This is a genomic window from Geobacillus sp. DSP4a (assembly GCF_013096875.1).
Taxonomy (GTDB): domain Bacteria; phylum Bacillota; class Bacilli; order Bacillales; family Anoxybacillaceae; genus Geobacillus; species Geobacillus thermophilus.
On record NZ_SDLD01000003.1, the window covers coordinates 16,959 to 32,963 of the forward strand.

The following is a 16,005-nucleotide window of genomic DNA, read 5'->3' on the forward strand; positions in this document are numbered from 1 at the left end:
TGGGCAAAATGTTCATCCTATAATGGAAGGCCGTACTCCCGCTTCTTTGTATTCCTGCTCGTTGACTTTTACGTCAACGTCAATTAAAATAAAATTCAGAATATTGTGGCGGAACCGGTTGTTTGGGTGATGATTCCGCTTCTCTTTTTGGTGCTAGTTGTATCGAAAGTGATCCCTGTATCCGTCCTTCGCGTTTGGTATGATATGAAAACGACATTGGCTGCTTCGTTTTTGCTTGTGTCGACGCTGTCGCTTGTGATTGCAGCGGCGGCCATCGCCAAACGGATTGGGATGATCGATGAGACGATGGAAGGGGCGCTTATTTTAGTTGCGGTGCTTTCAAGTATTGTTGCGCCGATTTTGTTTAAAAAGCTGTTTGTTCGAGTAAAGGACGAACGGAAGAAGACGGTGTCGTTCATCGGTGTCAACCAGTTTACATTGGGAGCGGCTCGGGAGCTTGATGTGGATCAGTACAATGTGCGATTGTTTCATATTCAACGGGAAAATATAGAGCGGGCTGGGACGGATGTTGTTTTTCCCGTTGTGGAAGTTCCTGATTATATGAAAGAAACATTGGAAAAACACGATGCTTTTGCCGTCGATATTGTTGTTGCGTGGACTGGAAATGAACAAGTCAACGCGGAAGTTGCTTTGGCAGCGAAAGAGAAGGGGGTTCAGCGCGTTTTGGCGTTGGCTGAAAGTTCGCGGGAAATTCATCGGCTGGATGAAGCCGGTGTTGAAGTACTGTCCGTGCTTCGCTCATCGATTTCGATGCTGCGGGCTTCGATCGAATCGCCAAGGGTGGCTAAAATGATGGTGAATAAAGATACGGCGTTGCATGAAGTGATGATGAACACCCCTGCTTATCATGGTGTGATGCTTCGCCAGTTTCCGTTCATGGGTGACTGCATTATCGTCCGCATTTTTCGCGAAAATGAGTCAATTGTTCCCCATGGAGATACTGCGCTGCAAATGGGTGACCGTCTTATTGTTACTGGTTCGAATGAATATGTGGAACAGTTGCGCCACTGGCTTGAATAAATGAGGCAATAAGAGGTTGGTCGAGACTATGAGTATACTTAGAGAAAGGGGAGGGCGATGGAATTAGACCGAAAACCGATTGCATCCGTCCGCCGCATATGGCTTCCATTGTCCATGGCCATTGTGTTGCTCGGGACATTGGTTTGCATTGGGCTGTCTGTTTACGTCGGTTGGCAACTAACGCATAAGCCGCGCGCGCCGATTGTCGTCACGCCGAACGACTACGGCATGGCGTATGAACGGGCGACGTTTACAAGCAAAGATGGAAAAACGGCGCTTAAAGGTTGGATTATTCCGCCAAAAGGAACGGCGAAAATGACGGTCATTTTTGCCCATGGATACGGCAACAACCGCGTCCAAGAAAATGTGCCGTTTTTGCCGCTCGCCAAGCGGCTTGTTGACGACGGATACCGCGTCATCTTGTTCGACTTTCGCGCGAGCGGCGAGTCGGAAGGCGATATGATTACGATCGGCGTCAAAGAGAAAGACGATCTGCTTGGCGTCATTGATTACGCGAAAAAGCACTTCGATGAGCCCATTGCCCTGTATGGTGTTTCAATGGGGGCGGCGACATCGATTTTGGCGGCGGCAGAGGACCAGGATGTGCGCGGGGTGATTGCCGACAGCCCGTTCAGCGACCTCGAATCGTATTTGCGAGCCAATATGCCGGTATGGACGCATCTGCCGAACGTGCCGTTTACGTATTTGATTTTGGCGATCGTTCCGGCGCTGGCCGATTTGGATTTGGGCGTGTCTTCGCCCATCCATGCGGTCGATCGTGTCGCGCCGAGGCCGATTTTGTTCATTCACAGCAAAGACGACCGTTCGATTCCGTATGAAGAAAGCGTAAAACTGTACAAAACCCATCCGGATGTGTTTCAGCTATGGCTGACGGACAAAGCGGATCATGTGAAAAGTTTTTCTCTCTACAGCGATGAGTATGTAGAACGGGTGTTGGTGTTTTTGCGCTCATTGGAAAAGACTGCTTCCTAGAGACGGCTGCGATTCGTGTTCGGCCGCTTTTTGTATTATACTTGATGCAAGTTTTGATGACAGCGAGTATTTGAAATCGTTGTTGTTGCCGTATCCGAGCGAACTAATGCGAATGTACGAAGTGTCGCCGCTTGTCAACTCGCCGAAACATGATGTGAGCGCTTGCATCGAGCCGGTTCACAGCCGATGAATGGGGGAATCGAATGCACCCGATCATTTTGTTTGACGGCGACTGTTTGTTTTGCCATGCGAGTGTATATTGGATCGCCGCCCGCGACCGAAAGGCGGTGTTTCGCTTTGCCGCACAACAGAGCGCTGTCGGGCGGACATTGTTGGAAACGATGAGCGCGCCGGGAGGGGACACGGTCGTCCTCATCGAAGACGGCTGCTATTATGTCAAGTCGGATGCCGTGTTGCGCATCGGACGACATCTGGCTTGGCCGTGGAATTGGCTGGCAGCCGTCGGGTTTCTCGTTCCGCGGCTGTTGCGCGATCATATGTATGATCAGATTGCGAAACGTCGGCATCGTCTCGCACCGAAGCACGATCATTGCCAGTTGCCGCCGCCTGAACTGCGGGCTCGTTTTCTTGATGAATTGCCGCGGTAAAGAAGGAAAATATGTTTGTTTGTCGTATTGAAAAGAGAAAGAAATAAGGGAGGGGAAATGGCATGGCGAACGAAACAAAACGGTGGCTCGAACAATGCACGGCTGCGGCGCTTGAGCAGTTCGCCGATGATTTGGCAGTCGAAGCAGAACAAAGCGAGGAAGAAGCCCGCCGTCGATTTTACGAAGGCATGGCAGTAGCAGCCAAGCTCGTGGCATTGCGGTGGGAGGGAAAATGCGCGTACATCGACGACGATTTGGTCGACAATGTGTATGAAGCGATTGCCGTCTTTTCTCTTGAAAAGCTGGAGGAAGAGTTGACGGGTGAAACGCAAACCGATTCCAACGAGCGCTGTTCGTTTTGTCTTAAAGAAAAGCCAAGGCTGGCCAAAGGTCCGCTGGCGGCCATTTGCGACGATTGCCTGCAGTTTGGGCTGCAAGTGATCACCATGCAATCATGACGGAGGCGGCGGTCATCGCGAAGGCGATGGCCGCCGTTTTTCCGCATAGAAGATAAGCGGGCCGGACAGAGCGAGGAGTGTGATGACAAAAGCGATGACACCGCTCCAATGGAAATGCGTCCAGACATAGCCGCCGGCTGTTCCGGCAAGGCTTGACCCTAAATAATAGATAAAGAAGATACAAGGAAGACGCCTGCGCCTTATAGACGTGCGCCTGTTCGCCGATCCAGGCGCTGGCGATGGAGTGGCCGCCGAAAAAGCCAAACGTAAACAGCGCCAAACCGGCTATTTTCACGAGCACGGGTGGTATTCTTTTGCGAAGTTTCCTGGTAAAATTGTACAATTTATATGTATGGGAAGAACAATCGAAAGGGGCAACGTATATGATTCCGATCGTAACGGCTGAGGAAATGTACGCCATTGACCGGGAAGTGGCAGAACGGATCGGCATCAGCGCTGACTCGTTGATGGAAAACGCCGGACAGGCGCTGTTTTGGGCGCTGAAGAAGCGGATTCCGCCCGCTGCCAAGGTGGCGGTGCTCGCGGGCACGGGCAACAACGGCGGCGATGGGTTCGTCATCGCGCGCATGTTGAAAAGTTATGGCTATGAAACCGATGTCTGGCTCGTTCCGCCAAAGGAAAAGGTGAAAGGGGCGGCGCGCACGGCGCTTGAGGTGTACGAGCGGTCCGGTTATGCATGGATCGCTTATGAAGGAAAAGAGCGGGAGTTGGCGGCGCTCTTGCCGCATTATGACATCATCATTGACGCCTTGCTTGGCATCGGCGTCAAAGGGGACGTACGTCCGCCATATAAGGAAATCATCGAGCAAGTGAACCGTTCGCCGGCGGTCGTTTATGCGATTGACGTGCCGAGCGGGGTGCCGGCGGACGGTGGGGAAGCCGGCATGGCGGTCCGCGCTGATGCGACACTGACGGTGCAATGCCCGAAACTTGGGGCGTACACGTTCCCGGCGGCCGATTATTACGGAGAGCTCACCGTCGTGGATATCGGCATTCCGCCGGCGGCGGTGCAGGCGAAGGCGGCTGCTCGGTTTTTGTGGGAAAAGAGCGATGTGGTGCGGACGATGCCGAAGCGAACACGGTCATCGCATAAAGGAACGTACGGCAAGCTGCTCATTGTCGGCGGGTCCAAGGCGATGGCCGGCGCGGTGACACTTGCCGCGAAGGCGGCGCTTCGCAGCGGGGCGGGGCTGGTGACGATCGCCGTTCCGGAAGCGATGTATGAGGCGGTCGCCAACCGCGTGCCGGAGGCGATGTGTCGATTATGGCCGGCCGAGGGCGGCGCGTTTGCCGGCGCGGCCGATTGGGACGGGCTTGAGATCGATGCGATCGCGGTCGGCCCAGGGATGGGCCGGACGGAAGGGGTTCGCCGCTTGGTCAATGAGCTTGTGCGCCAGCCGGTGCCGCTTGTCATCGACGCCGATGCCTTGTTTTTTTGGGGCGACTACGCCGAGCTGGTGCGCGAACGGAGCGCGCCGACGGTGATCACGCCGCATCCGGGGGAAATGGCGCGCCTCCTTCGCCGCCCGGTCAGCGAGGTGGAACGCGACCGCTTTGGCGTGTCGAAGCGGCTGGCGATGGAATATGGCGTCTATGTCGTGTTGAAAGGGCCGTATACGATTGTGACGGCGCCGGACGGGGCGCAATATGTAAACGCGACCGGCAATCCGGCCTTGGCGAAAGGCGGGAGCGGCGACGTGTTGACGGGCATCGTGGCGGCGTTTTTGCTGCAGCACGAGGCGGTGCAGCCGGCGGTGAGCAATGCGGCGTTCGTGCATGGAAAGGCTGCTGATTGGCTTGTTCAACACGGTCATTCGCCTTGGGATGTATTGGCGTCGGACGTTGTGGAGGCCTTGCCGGCTGTGCTCGCTTCGCTGGCGTGATCAACCGGTCCATTGAAAGGGACAATGGGGGATGAACACGATTCCTGCCGGTTTGCGATGACCGGCTGGCGTATGGGCTGTGTCAACTACCCCCACTTAGCTAACGCTTGAAGTGGGGGCTTGCAACTCTCCAGAAGTACAAGCGGACTTCGTCCTCCTTCCTTGACTTGGGGTTGCATCAGGGCAGGTTGACAACTACCCAACGACGCAGGTCATGCCTGCATCGTTACCGATTCTCTCGGTGTGTCTGTTGGCAGTACTTGGCTTCCACACACAACAGACGGATCTACGCTCGATGTTTTACGGTTACAACGTTTCCTGTAACCAACTCCATACATCGAGTAGCCGTGATTGGAGTGCCTTTATTAAACGGTTTTCTCCACGCCTTTATTCTATCATACACAAAAGAAAAGGGGAACGCGCATTCCTCTCCCACTTACTCCCTTTGGTCGTTGAAGTGGGAGTCTCCTGCGCGAAATAGGATGAAATAGCCCCTTACACCGCCGGCATTCGCGAATTCTCGATCCCATTTTCAACGCTGAAGCCGTATTTGCGCCTGCGGCTCTGAACCTCCCGATGGCTAAAGCCACGGGGTTCTTGTGTACTATAGAGCTTCTTCCATACCTTCGCATGGATACTGACTCTACTTCCACAAGACTTTCATGGGCAAACACCTTACTGGTGCTTATCGCCCTGTGCGCCCGATTCAAGACGCTTTTTATCATTTAAATTCCCATGCTACTTACGACATATGGCTGAAGACGAAGTCGTTTGATTTCTTCATCATGCAGTCGAATAAATTGATCCCATCTCTCTAAACATTTGTTCCTATCTATTTCTTTTCGATTGTTTTTCACGTTCATGATTAAAAATGCGCTGTATAAATCTCGTTGTACTTTGTGTCCGTCTACTTCATGCCATCGTTGAGAAAGTGTTTTCTTGTTGTACTCATCGTTTTGATGGTCGTATTGACTTGCCTTGACGCTAAATGTGTCGATGTATTGAAGGGAATAGCCTTCATATTGCAGTTTTTGATTTAGTATGTTCAAAAACAAACTTGGCGCACGATTCGCAATGCTTTTCCCAAATCGTTTTTTCTTTTTGTATTTTCCGTTGGCATCGACTTTTGTTTCTTTTGCCTTTGCTTGAAGTGCTCTGAAATTCATTTTTTCTACTTGGATATGATGGCCTAATGTGATGATCCAATTAGCAAGCCGTTGATGATCTTGTTTACGTTTTTCAGCCATCTTTCTTTGCAACTCGGCTAGTTGTTGACGAGTTTTTAGATAATTTTTACTCCAAACCCATTTTTCCTTGTTGTCTTTTTTTATTGTTCCATCTTCATTGTATTTGTGTGGATTATTCGCCCGTCTTTGACGATCCAATTTTCGTTGAAGAACTCGCTTTTGCTTTTCTATGTTTTCGATGCTCGGCGCAAGAACGAACAACTTGACATTATTCATTGAACAAATAGCGATGGTTTGTGTTCCTATGTCGATGCCAACATCGCCTTGCCCTATTGGATGTTTTACTTCTCCTGTTTGACGGTTTATTTTCTTTGGCGGCACACCTTCAAGGGTGAGTTGGAGAAAATACTTGATTTTCCCCCTAATCCGTCTACGAACGATGCGACAATATTTTATACGGTCTTGTAGAGCCGTATGTGCATATATATCGTTTGAGCGAATTATAACAGGAATAGATAAACCATTCCAAAGCAAATGTTTGTTTTTGAAACGGATGCCTGTGCTATTTGTTTTTCCTTCTAATGAATCCATATCGTTGTATTTTTTAAAAGACACTTTTTTGGCATTGCCAAAGATTAGTTTTTCCATTGCCATACATGCTCTCGTAGCGATTTTTTGTGCGGTGTGTGAGTCGATGTGTTTCTTGAAATGGTGTTGCATTGGCTTAACAAAATCGTGCATAGCGTATTCATTGATTCCGTACTGCCGATATAACTCATTTAGCAAGTTGTTTCTTTCTTTTGATTTTGGTTGTTGGATTAGATGACGATACTGCTTATCGTGTTGTAGTTTTTTATACCGTTTCAGCAATTCGCCCAAACAAGCGTTGTATATTTTTCTGCCAATTTCAAAACGTTTCTCTAATATGTGCGCTTGCCATAATTCTGTTTTGAGTTTCAACGTCAGCACGTAGCTTTTGGTTTTTGTTTTCGCCAATGACACCACTTCCTTTATATTCCTTTATACGTTCTTTTGGTTTTCGATGTACTGTTTAACCGCTTCTTCTGAAATATGACCAATTGTGCAACAAAAATAACTTCGTGTCCATAGCGACGGTAGTCTGCTTTTTAACGAAGGATATTTTTCTCTTAGTATTCGACTACTTTTTCCTTTAAATGCTTGTATTAATTTATGGATATGCTGTCGTGGATCAAAAGAAATAAACATATGAACATGATCTGGCATAATTTCTAACGCTTTAATTTCAACATCATTTTCTTTCGCTACTTCATACAAAATCTCTTTTAAATCTTTTTCAATATCTCCAACTAATACTTTACGTCTATATTTTGGACAAAATATAACATGATATTGATTTAAATAAACAATTCCATTTTTATGAGTATACTTATCATTAGACATTAGATAAACACCTCCTATCTAATATTTATTATACAAAAATTATACAAAATATTAGATAGGAGTCAATTATCTAATATTTTTTGTTTCGTTTCATCCCAACGACTAAAGTCGTGGGCTTTCACGAAACGCATCCTGTAATTATTGGTTTATCAGCCGACATTCAGCTTCCGCTGATCGCTGGGCTGCGACCTTTACGCGTTTGAAGCGAGAGTCTTCTTTCGAAACGATGATCAACGTTGCGGAAAGGCGGAAGCTCCATTTTTGTACAAATAGGGATATCGTGAATGTAGAAATAAAAGAAGGGAGATGGGAATCGTGCCGCGATTCGTTTGGCTTGAAACGGAGGAAGAAGTGAGAAGCGCCTTTCCGGTGATGCGTGAGCTGCGCACCCATTTGGATGAGGAAACCTACACGGCGCTCGTGCGAGAAGCGCAAGAACAAGAAGGGTATCAGCTTGTGGCGTTATATGATCAGGACAAAATGGTTGCCGTTGTCGGATTCATGCCGATGATCACGCTCTATAACGGCCGTTTTATTTGGGTTTGCGATTTGGTCACGACATCAGCCGAACGTTCGAAAGGGTATGGAAAAGCGTTGCTGTCGCATGTGCACGAATGGGCGAGGGAGCACGGCTACGGGATTGTCTCGCTGTCATCCGGCCTGCAGCGGGTTGACGCCCATCGCTTCTATGAGGAAAAAATGGAATATGCAAAAGTCAGTTATGTGTTTTCAAAACGCTTATCGATTTGAATCCGACGGCGTCCGTTCAGCGGGCGCTTTTCATTTTGTGGTAGAAAGTTGTTCCACTTTTCATTATAATAAAAAATATATAACTCGTATTTTGGAATTAATATTCTGATATTCGGAATTGAGGGGCAATGATGAATAAAACGGTCTTAAAAACAAAAGAACTGCTTGATTTGTTTCTCGACTGCGAACGGTTGACGCTGCCGGAAATGGTCGAACGGCTTCAGATGCCGAAAACATCGGTATACCGGATGGCGCAGTCGCTTGTCGCGCTTGGCTTTTTGCAAAAGCGGGGCGATCACTATGAACTCGGTTTGGCATTGTTGACGTTTGGGTCGCTCGTTGCCGAGCGGCTCGATATTCGCCGGGTGGCGCTGCCGGTGATGGAGCGGCTGAAAGAAGCGACGAACGAAGCGGTGAATCTTGTCATCCGCGACGGTGATGAGGCGCTCTATATTGAAAAAGTCGAGACGTCCGAGCCGGTGCGCGTCTATACGAAAGTCGGCCGGCGCGCGCCGCTGTACGCCGGCGCGTGCCCGCGCGCTTTGCTGGCCTTTATGGACGAAAAAGAGCAAGCACGCTATTTGGAACGAACAAAACTTGTCAAAATCGCCAAAAATACCGTAACGGACAAGCAGGCGTTGCGTCGGCAGTTGGAAGAAGATCGGAAACGGGGCTATACGGTCAGCTATTCTGAGCTAGAAAACTATTCGGCGGCTGTGGCTGTGCCGATTTTTAACCATGAAGGCGCGGCCATCGCCGGGCTGAGTGTCGCCGGCCTGGAACAGCGTTTTTTGCCGGATGATGTGGCGCGCATCGTTCCGTTGCTTCGGCAGGCGGCGATGGAGATTTCACGTGAACTTGGTTTTCAAGGAAAGGGATGGAAATGAACTATACGCTGTTTCCGTTATGTGAATATGCAGTGACCGTCCGGTTTGCCGATTATATCGATGAGACCGTAAATGATATCGTTCATGAGACAGCGGTTCGCCTAAAGAGAGAACGAAAAGAAGGGGTCAACGAAATTGTGCCGGCGTTTTCATCGCTTACCGTGTATTACGACCCGCTGGCGATTGGTTATGCGGACGTATGCCGGTGGCTGCGCGAAAAGGTCGAGTCGTCTGGACAGACGGACCGGCCTTTGGCGCGAACGGTTGTTATTCCTGTCTGCTATGGCGGTGAATTTGGGCCGGACTTACCAGAGGTCGCCCGCTTTCACGGGATATCGGAAGATGAGGTGGTTACGCTTCATTCGGCCGGCCGCTACCGTGTCTATATGATCGGGTTTTCGCCCGGGTTTGCGTATTTGGGGGGCTTGTCGCCGCGTTTGTCCACACCGAGGCGGGCGGTGCCGCGCACAAAAGTGCCCGCCGGTTCGGTCGGCATCGCCGGCGGGCAGACGGGCGTCTATCCGCTGGCGACGCCGGGCGGCTGGCAGCTGATCGGCCGGACGCCGCTCCGCGTATTTGACCCGCACCGGAAGGAGCCGAGCTTGCTTTCCGCCGGTGACATTGTTGAATTTCGGCCGATTGGCGCCGATGAATTTGCACGTTGGAGAGATGAACATGATTGAAGTCATGGAGGGCGGATTTTTTACGACCGTTCAAGACAGCGGGCGTTTCGGCTACCGGCATGCCGGGGTGCCGGTGGGCGGGGCGATGGACGCGTGGGCGTATCGCCTTGCCAATGCGCTTGTCGGCAACCATGGCGATGAGGCGGTGCTCGAGGCGACGATGGCCGGGCCGACGATTCGGTTTCACGCCGAAACGGTGATCGCCATATGCGGCGGCGAGTTCTCATGCGCGCTGAACGGGCAGCCGTTGGCGCTTTGGAAGCCGGCGGCCGTCAAGCCGGGCGATGTGTTGGAAATCGGGGCATGCCGAGTGGGATGGAGAGCGTATATGGCCGTAGCAGGCGGCATTGATGTTTCGCCTGTGATGGGCAGCCGTTCAACGTACGTCCCGGCGCAGCTTGGCGGTGTATCGGGCCGGCCGTTGCGGCGCGGGGATGTGTTGAAGATTGGGACGGCCGCTCTCATTTTCCCTTCAAAGCCGCTGCATTGGGGGCTCTCCCGGTTGGCCAGCCGCTATATCGGCGGAAAAACGAAAACGGTGCGCGCTGTCCCTGGTCCGGAATATGACGAGTTTACGCCGGACAGCCGCACTCAGTTGTTTGCCGCCTTCTATGAGGTGACGCCCCAATCCGACCGGATCGGCTGCCAGCTCGCGGGCCCGGCGCTAGTCCGCGCCCGCGAGAAGGAGATGGTGTCGGATACCGTCGTCTTCGGCACTGTGCAAGTGCCATCGTCCGGCCAACCGATCGTGTTGATGGCCGACAGCCAGACAACGGGCGGCTACCCGCGCATCGCCCAAGTGGCAGCGGTCGATTTGCCTTTGTTGGCGCAGGCGCGTCCCGGCGACCGTATCCAGTTTCGACCGATCGCGCCTGAGGAAGCGGTGCAGCTTTATATCGAACAACAGCGACGGCTGGATCGGTGGATTGCCGCCATTCGCCGCCAATGGGGGGAAGAATCATGACGGTCATTGATCTCAATTGCGATTTTGGCGAAAGTTTTGGTGCATACGAGCTTGGGCAGAAAGAAATATTGTTATACGTTACGTCTGTCAACATCGCCTGCGGGTTTCACGCTGGCGATCCGCTCGTCATGCGGCGGACGGTGCAGCTCGCCATCCAGCATGGCGTTGCCATCGGCGCCCACCCCGGTCTTCCTGATTTGCTCGGATTTGGGCGGCGGGCGATGGCGGTTTCGCCCGAAGAAGTGTATGCGTACGTTGTTTACCAGATCGGCGCACTTGCAGCCTTTGTCAAGGCGGAAGGCGGCGTGATGACGCATGTGAAGCCGCACGGCGCCTTGTACAATATGGCGGCGAAAGACGCGGCGTTGGCCGAAGCGATCGCCAAAGCGGTGCGCGATGTCGACCCGTCGCTTGTCTTGTATGGTTTGTCGGGGAGCGAGCTCATCCGCGCGGGCCGCGCTTATGGCTTGCGAACCGCGAGCGAAGTGTTCGCCGACCGGACGTATCAGGCGGATGGTTCGCTCACTCCAAGAAGTGATGCACGTGCCATCATTGTGGATGAAAATGAGGCGATCCGCCAAGTGCTTCGCATGGTTGGCGAACAGCGCGTCCGCTCATTGCAAGGGACGGACGTGACGATTGAAGCCGACACCGTCTGCCTGCATGGCGACAATGAGCAGGCGGTGCGATTTGCCAAGCGGTTGTATGAAGCGTTGCAGCAAGAAGGCATTGCCATTCAGGCGCTGCGATAGGAGGAGAGATCATGCACAAGAACGAAAGCCGATTAAGCGTGTTGATCGGGGCCGTTTTTTTGATGGCGACATCGGCCATCGCTCTCGGGTTTTTGACGCAGACGACGGTGTTTACAGCCCAACTGGCGGCGAGCTTCCGGGTTCGTTATATTGCTTTTCATTTTGTTTGACATCGTCGCCCAGGCGAACATTTGGCGCATTATTGCGGTGTCTGAGCGGAGGGCGCAAGACATTGCCAACGCGGTGCTTCCCGGCCTTGGCTATATCTTCGCGATTATCCTGCTTCTTGGCGGGCTGCCGTTTAACATCGGCAACACCGCTGACGTAAAGCGTCCGAAGCAGCAAAAGCTGTTTAGGGCGCTGTTTTCATTTGAGGCGGTTTGCTGCGTTCTCGGCAAAGTGGACAGCCATTTTCCAAGCAAGCGGATCATCCCCGCGCTTGCGTCCTGAAGCCATTGGAACGGTTTCCATCATTTGCACTTTTCTTCTCTCATCTTGTAAGATAAAGAAGGCGCAAAACAGGGCGCCGGGCAGGAAAGGAGAGCGAACATGAACGGAGCAGACATCAAAGCGATCGTCTTTGATTTAGATGGAACGCTGTACGAGGAAACAGAGCATTTTGACTATTACGCCGAACAGGTGGCTAAGCGGCTGAAGACAGCGGACCGGCCGCGGTTTTGGGACGACTACCGGGCGGTGCTGGCCGGGCGCCACCCGCTTCGCATTGGCAGTGTGTATGATACGAAAGAAGATTTGATTTTACAGCTTGAGAAAGGAGCAGTTCGCGAGGCGCGCCGCTGGAGCGGCGAACAGCTGGAGGCCCGCGCTGCCGAAGCGCTCTATCCCGGGGCGGTCACGATCGACTTGGATCGGTTTTTCAGCATCGGCGATCTTTGGTGGGTGCCAAGTTCGATTGGCCGCCATTACGGATTGACGAACGAGGATACATATGCCGCATTTTTAGAAACGCGCGAATGGATGATGGGTCCGGAGTTTACTATGAAGGGGGCTCCGGGGTTTGCCGAGACGCTCGCCGAGCTGCGCGAGAAAACGGCGCTTGTGTTGATGACAAACAGCCCGGAACCGGACAGTGAAGCGATTTTGCGAAAGCTGGGGCTGGCGGATGTATTCCATTATAAAATTTTCCAAGCCGCTAAGCCGGTTAAAACGGTTGCCCATTTGGAAGCGATTCGGGCGCGCTTTGGGGTTGAGTACAAGCAAATGCTCTGCGTCGGCGACAACATCGGCAATGACATCGCGCCGGCCCGCCGGCTCGGCTGCCGAACGATGTTGATTGACGCGTACGGTTTGGCGAAGCCGGGTGATGCCGACGTCATCGTCGCCTCCACGTCAGCGTGTGTGCCGGTGCTGCGCCGCCTGCTGTAGGCGGCGCATACCATTTTGTCTAAACTATTCAGAATATTATTGACATAAAAGGTGGAAGCATGTACAATGAAAAGTGTACATGCTAGCCAGACAATCAACGGTATGAATTGAAAGGCTTGGGCATATGGATGTTATTGCAACCGCTTTCTTTTGGGCGGTGGCTGCCGATTTGCAAAGCAGACAAAAAGAGGGGGGAACGGTTGGATGAATACGAGACATTACCCGTATTGGCCGAAACGGCTTTCGAAAACGTTGACCGTGCCGGAGACGACGCTTGTCGACCATTTGGAAACGACAGCGAAGCGCTATCCGAACAAAACAGCGATTTACTATTACGGCGCAGCATATTCGTACAAGCAGCTGCTTGATGACGTCAACGCGCTCGCCGGCTATCTCCAGCGAAAGCTGTCCGTCCAACCGGGCGACCGTGTGTTGTTGTACATGCAAAACTCTCCGCAGTTTGTCATCTCCTACTATGCCATTTTGCGCGCTGAAGCCATTGTCGTGCCGATCAACCCGATGAACACCTCAGATGAGCTTTCCTTTTATGTGAACGATTGTGAGACGAAAGTCGGCCTCGTTGGCCAAGAGCTGCTGGACAAAGCGACGCCGCTTCTCGGCCGGACACCGCTTGAACATCTTATCGTCGCCGCGTATTCCGATTATGCGTCCGATGATTCCCCGGTGTCGTTGCCGGCTGAAGTGGCGGCGCCGCGGCGGGCCATTGGGGATGAGCGCATTCTTTTATGGGCGGACTGCCTCGGCGCCCAATTGCCGCCGCTTCCATACAACGGCCATGTTGATGACATCGCCGTCTTGCCATACACATCCGGGACGACCGGGGTGCCAAAAGGCTGCATCCACCCGCACCGGACGGTGAACGCCAACATCGTCGGCGCCTACCACTGGGGCGATGTGACGAGCGATTCGGTCGCGTTGGCGACGCTGCCGTTTTTCCATGTCACGGGGATGGTCCATAGCATGCATACGCCGATTTTCGCCGGCGCCGCCATGGTGTTGATGACGCGCTGGGATCGGGACGCGGCCGCCCGGCTGATCGAATTGCACCGCTGCACCCATTGGGTGAACATCAGCACGATGCTGATTGACTTTTTGGCCAACCCGGCGCTCGGTCGATACGATATTTCATCGCTTGCGAGCATTTCCGGCGGCGGGGCGGCGCTGCCGGAGGCGGTCGGGGAAAAATTGTTTCAGCTTACCGGCGTCCGCTACTTTGAAGGCTACGGGTTGTCCGAGACGATTTCGCAAACGCACTTCAACCCGCCGGACCGGCCGAAATTGCAATGTCTCGGCGTTCCGTCGTTTGACGTCGACGCGCGCATCATTGACCCGGCGACCGGGAAGGAGCTCGGCCCAGGCGAAGTCGGGGAAATCGTCGTTTGTGGCCCGCAAGTGTTCCGCGGCTATTACCGGCGTGAAAAAGAAACGGAAGAAGCGTTCATCGAGCTCGACGGCAAACGGTTTTTCCGCACCGGCGACATCGGGCGGATGGATGAGGAAGGATACTTTTTCATCGTCGACCGCGTCAAACGGATGATCAACGCTTCCGGCTATAAAGTATGGCCGACTGAAGTCGAGTCGCTTTTGTACAAACATCCGGCTGTTCAGCAGGCGTGCGTCGTCGGCGTGCCGGATCCGCGCCGCGGCGAAACGGTGAAAGCGTTTATCGTTCTTCATGACGAGTATGTCGGCAAAGTAACGGAAGAAGAGATCATTGAATGGTCCAAGACGCAAATGGCGGCGTACAAATATCCGCGCCTCGTTGAATTCCGCTCATCGCTGCCGATGACGTCAAGCGGCAAGCTGCTTTGGCGGAAACTGCAGGAAGAGGAGTATGAAAAAGCGGGGAAAGGGGTGAACAACTGATGGCGGAGATGGTAGAAACGGTATGCGGGCCGGTGCCGGTGGAACAGCTTGGCAAAACGCTCATCCACGAGCATTTCCTCTTCGGTTATCCAGGGTTTCAAGGCGATGTGACGCGCGGCACGTTCCGTGAAGACGAGGCGCTTCGCGTCGCAGTCGAGGCGGCGGAAAAGATGAAGCGGCACGGCATTCAAACGGTTGTCGATCCGACGCCGAACGACTGCGGGCGCAACCCGGCGTTTTTGCGGCGCGTTGCCGAAGAAACAGGGCTGAACATCATTTGTGCGACCGGCTACTATTATGAAGGAGAAGGAGCGCCGCCGTACTTCCAATTCCGCCGGTTGCTCGGGACGGCGGAAGATGATATTTACGACATGTTTATGACCGAGCTGACCGAAGGCATTGCCGACACCGGAATCAAAGCCGGCGTTATCAAGCTCGCCTCAAGCAAAGGCCGCATCACCGAGTACGAAAAGATGTTCTTCCGCGCCGCCGCCCGCGCGCAAAAAGAGACGGGCGCGGTCATCATCACCCATACGCAAGAAGGGACGATGGGGCCGGAACAAGCCGCCTATTTGCTTGAGCACGGCGCCGACCCGGACAAAATCGTCATCGGCCATATGTGCGGCAACACCGACCCGGACTACCATCGCCGGACGCTTGAGTACGGTGTTTACATCGCCTTTGACCGCTTCGGCATTCAAGGGATGGTCGGCGCTCCAACGGATGAGGAACGGATTCGCACGCTTCTTGCCCTGCTTCGCGACGGATACGCAGACCGGATTATGCTTTCGCATGATACGGTCAACCTTTGGCTCGGCCGCCCGTTTGAACTGCCTGAGCCGTTTGCGGAAATGATGAAAAATTGGCATGTCGAGCACTTGTTTGTCAATGTGATTCCGGCGCTGAGAAAGGAAGGGATCGGCGACGAGGTGTTTGCGCAGCTGTTTGTGCGCAATCCAGCCGCCTTATTTTCCGCCTGACAGGGCCGTGAAGCGCCGAATTCAAAACCGCTGCCAGCCGGCTTTGCCCGGCCGACAGCGGTTTTTCGTTTGCCGTCCGTTTTTTGTCATCATTATGAATAAT

Annotated in this window: 14 protein-coding genes and 3 pseudogenes; 14 read left to right on the plus strand and 3 right to left on the minus strand. The window is 53.0% G+C overall.

The window, feature by feature from the left end; all coding sequences use genetic code 11:
• The first annotated feature begins 105 nt into the window (after positions 1-105).
• The 4 genes from ETC02_RS01975 (at position 106) to ETC02_RS01995 (ending at position 3,100) form a co-directional block, all read left to right on the plus strand.
• Positions 106-1,041 (plus strand): potassium channel family protein, encoded by a 936-nt coding sequence (locus ETC02_RS01975; RefSeq protein WP_371810012.1) that lies wholly within the window; start codon positions 106-108, stop codon positions 1,039-1,041.
• A gap of 57 nt (positions 1,042-1,098) precedes the next feature.
• Positions 1,099-2,034, plus strand: a complete 936-nt coding sequence (locus tag ETC02_RS01980) for an alpha/beta hydrolase (protein WP_063211784.1) — start codon at positions 1,099-1,101, stop codon at positions 2,032-2,034.
• A gap of 203 nt (positions 2,035-2,237) precedes the next feature.
• Positions 2,238-2,642 carry a thiol-disulfide oxidoreductase DCC family protein gene (locus ETC02_RS01990; protein ID WP_033008745.1) on the plus strand — a complete coding sequence of 135 codons (405 nt, stop codon included), beginning with the start codon at positions 2,238-2,240 and terminating at the stop codon, positions 2,640-2,642.
• Between the two features lie 62 nt (positions 2,643-2,704).
• A complete protein-coding gene (locus ETC02_RS01995) occupies positions 2,705-3,100 on the plus strand; it encodes a hypothetical protein (RefSeq protein WP_050368616.1) in 396 nt (131 codons plus the stop codon).
• Between the two features lie 12 nt (positions 3,101-3,112).
• Here ETC02_RS01995 and ETC02_RS02000 read toward each other — a convergent pair.
• A pseudogene (locus ETC02_RS02000) lies at positions 3,113-3,410 on the minus strand (MFS transporter); the annotation flags it as partial.
• 73 nt (positions 3,411-3,483) lie between these two features.
• On the opposite strand from ETC02_RS02000, the gene ETC02_RS02005 reads away from it, so the two are divergent.
• Positions 3,484-5,004 (plus strand): NAD(P)H-hydrate dehydratase, encoded by a 1,521-nt coding sequence (locus tag ETC02_RS02005; RefSeq protein WP_063211782.1) that lies wholly within the window; start codon positions 3,484-3,486, stop codon positions 5,002-5,004.
• Positions 5,005-5,729: 725 nt separating this feature from the next.
• On the opposite strand, the gene ETC02_RS02010 is transcribed toward ETC02_RS02005, so the two are convergent.
• Both ETC02_RS02010 and tnpA read right to left on the minus strand, forming a co-directional pair.
• Positions 5,730-7,193: a transposase gene (locus ETC02_RS02010; RefSeq protein WP_227412724.1), complete on the minus strand. Its 1,464-nt coding sequence runs from the start codon at positions 7,191-7,193 to the stop codon at positions 5,730-5,732.
• Positions 7,194-7,211: 18 nt separating this feature from the next.
• The gene (gene tnpA, locus ETC02_RS02015; RefSeq protein ID WP_044743973.1) at positions 7,212-7,613 is read right to left on the minus strand and encodes an IS200/IS605 family transposase; all 402 of its coding nucleotides are present in this window, start codon (positions 7,611-7,613) and stop codon (positions 7,212-7,214) included.
• 273 nt (positions 7,614-7,886) lie between these two features.
• Here tnpA and ETC02_RS02020 point away from each other — a divergent pair.
• From ETC02_RS02020 to ETC02_RS02060, 9 genes and pseudogenes are all read left to right on the plus strand, one after another.
• Positions 7,887-8,363, plus strand: a pseudogene (locus ETC02_RS02020) (GNAT family N-acetyltransferase); the annotation flags it as partial.
• Between the two features lie 131 nt (positions 8,364-8,494).
• Complete coding sequence (locus ETC02_RS02025) at positions 8,495-9,250, plus strand: IclR family transcriptional regulator (RefSeq protein WP_063211777.1); 756 nt, start codon at positions 8,495-8,497, stop codon at positions 9,248-9,250.
• Positions 9,241-9,933, plus strand: a complete 693-nt coding sequence (pxpB, locus tag ETC02_RS02030; protein WP_171698010.1) for a 5-oxoprolinase subunit PxpB — start codon at positions 9,241-9,243, stop codon at positions 9,931-9,933. Before ETC02_RS02025 ends, pxpB begins: the two co-directional genes overlap by 10 nt.
• On the plus strand, positions 9,926-10,897 hold the full coding sequence (locus ETC02_RS02035; protein ID WP_171698011.1) for a 5-oxoprolinase subunit C family protein: 972 nt from the start codon (positions 9,926-9,928) through the stop codon (positions 10,895-10,897). Before pxpB ends, ETC02_RS02035 begins: the two co-directional genes overlap by 8 nt.
• On the plus strand, positions 10,894-11,649 hold the full coding sequence (locus ETC02_RS02040) for a 5-oxoprolinase subunit PxpA (protein WP_047818270.1): 756 nt from the start codon (positions 10,894-10,896) through the stop codon (positions 11,647-11,649). Before ETC02_RS02035 ends, ETC02_RS02040 begins: the two co-directional genes overlap by 4 nt.
• An 11-nt stretch (positions 11,650-11,660) precedes the next feature.
• Positions 11,661-11,970 (plus strand): annotated as a pseudogene (locus tag ETC02_RS02045) (hypothetical protein); the annotation flags it as partial.
• A gap of 228 nt (positions 11,971-12,198) precedes the next feature.
• Positions 12,199-13,035 carry an HAD family hydrolase gene (locus ETC02_RS02050; protein WP_063211775.1) on the plus strand — a complete coding sequence of 279 codons (837 nt, stop codon included), beginning with the start codon at positions 12,199-12,201 and terminating at the stop codon, positions 13,033-13,035.
• Positions 13,036-13,239: 204 nt separating this feature from the next.
• Complete coding sequence (locus ETC02_RS02055) at positions 13,240-14,922, plus strand: long-chain fatty acid--CoA ligase (protein ID WP_050368622.1); 1,683 nt, start codon at positions 13,240-13,242, stop codon at positions 14,920-14,922.
• Positions 14,922-15,902 (plus strand): phosphotriesterase family protein, encoded by a 981-nt coding sequence (locus tag ETC02_RS02060; protein ID WP_033009286.1) that lies wholly within the window; start codon positions 14,922-14,924, stop codon positions 15,900-15,902. Before ETC02_RS02055 ends, ETC02_RS02060 begins: the two co-directional genes overlap by 1 nt.
• Positions 15,903-16,005 lie beyond the last annotated feature (103 nt).

Excerpts from the sequence above, each read along its gene's own strand:
- ETC02_RS02005 (WP_063211782.1), top strand. The coding sequence starts at position 3,484 with ATGATTCCGATCGTAACGGCTGAGGAAATGTACGCCATTGACCGGGAA.
- ETC02_RS02025 (WP_063211777.1), top strand. The coding sequence starts at position 8,495 with ATGAATAAAACGGTCTTAAAAACAAAAGAACTGCTTGATTTGTTTCTC.
- tnpA (WP_044743973.1), bottom strand. The coding sequence starts at position 7,613 with ATGTCTAATGATAAGTATACTCATAAAAATGGAATTGTTTATTTAAAT.
- ETC02_RS02050 (WP_063211775.1), top strand. The coding sequence starts at position 12,199 with ATGAACGGAGCAGACATCAAAGCGATCGTCTTTGATTTAGATGGAACG.
- ETC02_RS02035 (WP_171698011.1), top strand. The coding sequence starts at position 9,926 with ATGATTGAAGTCATGGAGGGCGGATTTTTTACGACCGTTCAAGACAGC.
- ETC02_RS01980 (WP_063211784.1), top strand. The coding sequence starts at position 1,099 with ATGGAATTAGACCGAAAACCGATTGCATCCGTCCGCCGCATATGGCTT.
- ETC02_RS02060 (WP_033009286.1), top strand. The coding sequence starts at position 14,922 with ATGGCGGAGATGGTAGAAACGGTATGCGGGCCGGTGCCGGTGGAACAG.
- pxpB (WP_171698010.1), top strand. The coding sequence starts at position 9,241 with ATGGAAATGAACTATACGCTGTTTCCGTTATGTGAATATGCAGTGACC.
- ETC02_RS02040 (WP_047818270.1), top strand. The coding sequence starts at position 10,894 with ATGACGGTCATTGATCTCAATTGCGATTTTGGCGAAAGTTTTGGTGCA.
- ETC02_RS01990 (WP_033008745.1), top strand. The coding sequence starts at position 2,238 with ATGCACCCGATCATTTTGTTTGACGGCGACTGTTTGTTTTGCCATGCG.
- ETC02_RS02055 (WP_050368622.1), top strand. The coding sequence starts at position 13,240 with ATGAATACGAGACATTACCCGTATTGGCCGAAACGGCTTTCGAAAACG.
- ETC02_RS01995 (WP_050368616.1), top strand. The coding sequence starts at position 2,705 with ATGGCGAACGAAACAAAACGGTGGCTCGAACAATGCACGGCTGCGGCG.